Raw genomic sequence first — 5,236 nt, forward strand, 5'->3', positions numbered from 1 at the left:
GGCCGGCACGGGGCGAGGGTGATGCCGGGCGCGTGCAGGTGGTCGGCGACCGGCAGGCCGGCCAGCGCGGCGGTGCGGCGCACCGCGTCGACGACGTGCGCGCCGATGCCGAGGTCCTGCGGGCGGGACCCGGCCGGGGCGGCGGCGTCCCGGGCGGCGTCCTGTCCGCTGGCCGGGGCGGGTCCGCCGGCACGGCCGACCCTGGTCTCGCCGTCGAGCCGGGCGGCCTCGACCTCGATGCCGAAGGCCGGCAGGAACTCCGCCAGCGCGTTCTGCATGCTGCTGGTGACGACCCGGCCGGCGGCCGACGCCGGCTGCTGGAACTCCTCCATGGCCGCCGCGGCGGCCAGCCGGGGGCCGGGCTCCCAGTGCAGGGCGATCAGGCCGGCGCAGTCGTCGGAGTCGTCGAACGGCCGGGCCGGACGCAGCTGGACGCCGGGGCCGTGTCCGCCGTACCCGACGGGCAGGCCGGCCAGGAGGAGCGCCTCGGTGACGCGGTCGGCGAGCAGCGGGTCGATCCGGGGCCCGCCCCGGGAGGTGCGTCCCGCAGCCGTGTCCTGCCGTGCGGCAGCCGTGTCCACGCCGTCCTCCTCCGGGTCCCGGGCGGCGGCCGACCGCCCGCGCCCCGAGCGTACGGCGTACCCGGACGGACCGTCGGCGAATCCCGGAACCCGGCCACCGCGGCGCGCCCGCCGGAGGGGCGGGCGCACCGGCGGTGTGCGCCAGGTCAGTTCCAGGGGTTGGCCGGCTGGTCGTTGATGGCCGTCCAGAACCGGGTGTTGTTGGGGATGTTGCCGTAGGCCCAGAAGGTCCAGCCGCCGGTCTGCGACAGGTCGGTGCCGTAGTGGCCGTCGTGGAACTCGGCCTCGCGCCAGCCGGCGCCGAAGCCGGCCTGGCAGACGCTGTCGGCCGCGGCCCGGCTGTTCAGGCGGGAGCCCTTCACCGGCTGGCTGAGGGCGACGGTGCCCTGCGCCCAGCCGTTGTAGAAGCCGAGGCTGATCCCGGACGGGGCCGGGCTGCCGTCGACGTTGAGGCAGAGCACGGGCAGCGAGACGGACGGCGCGGTGTCGCCGTTGTAGGCGTTGCTCGGGCTGCCGCCGGGGCCGCCGACCTGGACGGTGCCATCGGGGCCGTAGGAGACGACGGACCAGGTCATCCCGAGGTGGGTGGCCGGCCCGGTGGTGGCGGAGGCCGGGGCGGCGGTGAGCGGGATCAGGGCGGCGGCGGCGACGGCGGTCGCGGTGGCGACGGCCTTCTTCAGACGGTTCATCGACTGCTCCTGGGTTCGGGGTCCTCGCTGGGCGACCGGCTCGTTTCGGCCGGTGCACAAGAAACTTCTCAACCGAACGCACACAACTGGCATGATCTGATCATCAGTTCGTCACTACTTGCGCCGGTCCACCACAGCGGCGGTCCGGTCCGGCCCCGCGGGTCCCAGGGAGGGACGTTGGAGTTCAGGATCCTCGGCTCGCTGGAGGTGTGGACCGGCGACGGCCGACGCATCCCCTCCGAAGGCTCCCGGCAGGAGCGACTGCTCGCCGCCCTGCTGCTCAACGCGGACTCCTCCGTCCCGGTCGCCCGCCTGGTGGACGCCGTCTGGGAGGAGCGGCCGCCGGCCACCGCCACCCGTCAGGTCCGCAACCTCGCCGGGGTGCTGCGACGCCGCTTCGCCGAGGCCGACCCGGACGCGCCGCCCGCCCTGCTGACCGACGGCCGCGGCTACCGCATCACGCTCACCGGCCACCGCCTGGACGCCCGCGACTTCACCGACCGGCTCGCCCTCGCCCGCGCCGAGGCCGCCGCCGGGCGGACCCCGGAGGCCGCCGACGGGCTCCGGGCGGCGCTCGCCCTGTGGCGCGGACCGGCCCTCGACGGACTCACCGTGGACGCGGACGCCCCGGGCGCCGTCGCGCTGGACGAACTGCGGCTGACCGCCTGGGAGGAGTGCCTCGACCTGGAACTCGCGCTCGGCCGGCACCGTACGGCCGTCCCCGAACTCACCGCGCTGGTCGCCGACCACCCGCTGCGGGAACGGTTCACCGGGCAGCTGATGCGGGCCCTGCACGGCTCCGGACGCACCCCCGAGGGGCTCGCCGCCTACCGCCGGTTCGCCGAGCGGCTGGCCGACGAACTCGGGCTCGACCCCGGGCCGGAGCTGCGGGCGCTGCACCTGGAGCTGCTGGCCACCGAGCCGGTCCCCGCCGCCCCGGCCCGGGCCGAGGAACCACCCGCGCCCGCACCCGCACCGGCGCAGGCACCGCCCGCCCAACTCCCGCCCGCCCTGGCCACCTTCGTCGGACGCGACACCGAACTGCGGGCCCTGGACGCGCTGCTCACCGACCCGGCGGACCAGCAGGCCGGGCCGGCCGCCGCCGGGTGCGCGGTCTGCGCCGTCTCGGGACCGGCCGGGGTCGGCAAGACCACCCTCGCCGTCGACTGGGCCCACCGGGTCCGCGACCGCTTCCCGGACGGCCAGCTCTACGCCGACCTGCACGGCTACTCCGTCGACGCGCCGCTCGCCCCGCGCACCGTCCTGGCCCGCTTCCTGCGCGCCCTCGGCGTGCCCGGCGACCGGATCCCCGCGGCGGCGGACGAGGCGGCCGCGCTCTACCGCTCCCGGCTGGCCGACCGCCGGCTGCTCGTGGTCCTCGACAACGCCCGCGACGCCGAGCAGGTCCGCCCGCTGCTGCCGGGCGCCCCGGGCTGCCGCACGGTGGTCACCAGCCGCACCCGGCTCGACGGACTGACCGTCCGCAACGGCGCCCGGCCGCTGGTGCTCGACGTCCTGCCCGCCCACCAGGCCCTCGAACTGCTGGCCCGCACGGTCGGCGAGCACCGCACCCGCGCCGAGCCGCGCGCCGCCGCCGAACTCGCCGACGCCTGCGGCCGGCTGCCCCTCGCCCTGGCCGTCACCGCGAGCCGCCTGGCCGCCAGCCCGGACCGCAGCCTCACCGACCACGCCGCCGAACTCCTCGATGCGGAGCACCGGTTGAGCGCCCTCCAGATCGAGGGCGACGACACCTCGGCGGTCCGCGCCGCCTTCGACCTCTCCTACCGCTCACTGCCCGGCGAGGCCCGCGACCTGCTCCGGCTGCTCGCCCTCGTCCCGGCCGTCGGCATCGGCGCCGACGCGGCCGCCGCCCTGGCCGGCGCCCCGCCCGCCGCCGTCCGGCCCGTCCTCGACCGGCTGGCCGCCGCCCACCTGCTCTCCGCCGAGGACCGCGACCACTACCGGCTCAACGACCTCCTGCGCCTCTACGCCGCCGAACGCTGCTCCGTGGAGACCAGTGCCGCCGAACGCCGCGCCGCCCTGGTCCGGCTCGGCTCCTGGTACCTCCACCGCGGCCACTCCCCTGCTTTCCTCCCCACCCACCCCGCCGCGGACCACCCGGGCGGCCCGCACGGCCGCCACCTCGACGAGTGGGTCGAGGTGGACCGCCTGGCCGCCGCTGCCGCCGCCGCGGCCGAGCCCCCGACGGCCACCTGACCCTCCGCCGGGGCGGCTACAACCAGCCGCGGCGGGCCGTCTTGAGGCCGGCTTCGAAGCGGCTGGCCGCGTCGAGGCGTTCCATCAGGACGGCCATCTGCCGGCGGACGGTCCGTACCGAGACGCCGAGGCGCTTGGCCGCCGCGTCGTCCGTGAGGCCGGTGGACAGCAGGCGCAGCAGTTCGCGTTCCCCGGCGGTCAGGGTCAGCGGCGGGGCGCCGTCGGGGTCGTCGGCGATCGGGGCGGCGGTCTCCCAGGTCTGTTCGAACAGGGCGACCAGGGAGGCGACGACCCCCGGCTCCCGGGTGCACAGGGCGCCGGCCCGGGTGTTCTCCGGGTCGATCGGCAGCACGGCCGTACTGCGGTCGAAGACCAGCAGCCGCGGCGGCAGCACCGGTGCGGTGCGCACCTCGCCGCCGAGGCCGGCCATCCAGCGGGCGTAGTCGAGGGTCTCCGGGGCGTCGTGGATGCTGTCCTGGTAGATGGTGCGCAGACTGACGCCGCGTCGCAGGGCGTCCTCGTCGAGCGGCCGGGAGGCGGCCAGGCTGGCCGCGGACTGGGCGCCGCCGGGCATCACCGCCAGGACCTCGGTGGTCAGCCGGGCGGTCAGCACCTCCAGCTTGTCCTGGATGGCGTCGAGGCCGAGCAGCCGCTCGTGGTCGCTCACCGGGGTGTCCGCCCGCACCTTGGCGTACTCCCCCAGGGCGCGCGCGACGGCGGCCTTGGAGGCGGCCAACTCCTGCTGCCGACGGGCGAGTTCCTCCTCCTGGCGGCGCAGCAGGATCTCCAGTCCGCGCTCCGGACTGACCGGCCGCAGGGTGCCGGGCCGTTCGCGGGAGGTGCGCAGCAGGGTGAGGTCGGCGAGCCGGTCGAGGGCCGCGCGCACGGCGGCCTCGGGCAGGCCGAGCCGGTCGCAGAGTTCCGCGACCCCGCCTTCCGGGTCGGCGAGCATTCCTCGGTAGACGGCTTCCGCGGTGGCGTCCAGCCCCAGCAGTTCCAGCACTTCTCGACCCCTGATCCCCGTGGACGATTCCGTATGCCCGGTCGGCCCGGGCCGATCCTTCCCCCGGCCGGAACGCCCTCGCAAGGGCATGATCCGGTCAACGGCCCCGGCCCCCGCTTCCGTCCTTCCGACCGGCGCGGTTTTGCAGGATGCTGCCTGTCCTGTTCCTGCCCCCCGAATTCCCTTCCCGTGGCGGCCCGCGGAACGGGAGGATTCGCCGTGCGCGCATTCCCCGAATTTCCGGACACCCAGAACTGCGTTATCCCCCAACGCAGTTCCCGCACAGAACAGGAATCCGCCGTGGCCGTCCGTCCACTCGCCGCCGTCCTCCTGACCCTCGCCCTCGCCGGCTCCGCCGCACCGGCCTTCGCCGCCGGCACGACCGCCGCCGACGCCCCGGCCGCCGCCCAGGGCCCGGGTGGCGGGATCGGCTGGGACAACCCCTCCGCCCGCTCGATCGGCTGGGACGCCCCGCCGGCCGGCGATGCCGTCACCCGGGCCTGACCTGCGGTGTTCGCAGTCCAGCTGACCGTGCCGGCCGGTGCCGCCTCCCCCTCGGGAGAGGCGGCGGCCGCGGAGGTCCAGGCCGCGCTGTGGGCGTGCGCCGCCCCGGACGACGGCCTGGAGCACGTGCGCGCCCGCGCCGTGCCCGAGGGCGTCGGCCTGGTGCTCTACGTCCGCGCCGCCGACGAGGCGGCGGCCCGGTCGAGGGCGCGGAACCTGCTGGCCAGGGCCCTGCCGGCGGC

General features: G+C 76.8%; 6 protein-coding genes. 3 read left to right on the forward strand and 3 right to left on the reverse strand.

Going from position 1 to position 5,236, the window contains the following annotated elements:
* The coding region (locus ACFU6K_RS30655) for a hypothetical protein (protein ID WP_380668504.1) at positions 1-581 on the reverse strand (581 nt) is incomplete at its 3' end.
* A gap of 146 nt (positions 582-727) precedes the next feature.
* Positions 728-1,270 carry a hypothetical protein gene (locus ACFU6K_RS30660; protein WP_380668505.1) on the reverse strand — a complete coding sequence of 181 codons (543 nt, stop codon included), beginning with the start codon at positions 1,268-1,270 and terminating at the stop codon, positions 728-730.
* 177 nt (positions 1,271-1,447) lie between these two features.
* Between ACFU6K_RS30660 and ACFU6K_RS30665 the strand changes: the two genes are divergently transcribed.
* A complete protein-coding gene (locus ACFU6K_RS30665) occupies positions 1,448-3,487 on the forward strand; it encodes a BTAD domain-containing putative transcriptional regulator (RefSeq protein ID WP_380668507.1) in 2,040 nt (679 codons plus the stop codon).
* A 16-nt stretch (positions 3,488-3,503) separates the two neighbouring features.
* Here the strand turns inward: ACFU6K_RS30665 and ACFU6K_RS30670 are convergent, their stop codons facing one another.
* Positions 3,504-4,490, reverse strand: a complete 987-nt coding sequence (locus tag ACFU6K_RS30670) for a LuxR C-terminal-related transcriptional regulator (protein WP_380668509.1) — start codon at positions 4,488-4,490, stop codon at positions 3,504-3,506.
* Positions 4,491-4,790: 300 nt separating this feature from the next.
* Between ACFU6K_RS30670 and ACFU6K_RS30675 the strand changes: the two genes are divergently transcribed.
* Entirely contained in the window at positions 4,791-4,994 is a 204-nt protein-coding gene (locus ACFU6K_RS30675) for a hypothetical protein (protein WP_380668511.1), read from the forward strand.
* 6 nt (positions 4,995-5,000) lie between these two features.
* Positions 5,001-5,236 (forward strand): hypothetical protein (locus ACFU6K_RS30680; protein ID WP_380668513.1); only part of this gene is annotated, 236 nt, incomplete at its 3' end.

Source organism: Kitasatospora sp. NPDC057512 (genome assembly GCF_042802135.1).
Classification (GTDB): Bacteria; Actinomycetota; Actinomycetes; order Streptomycetales; family Streptomycetaceae; genus Kitasatospora.

Excerpts from the sequence above, each read along its gene's own strand:
- ACFU6K_RS30660 (WP_380668505.1), bottom strand. The coding sequence starts at position 1,270 with ATGAACCGTCTGAAGAAGGCCGTCGCCACCGCGACCGCCGTCGCCGCC.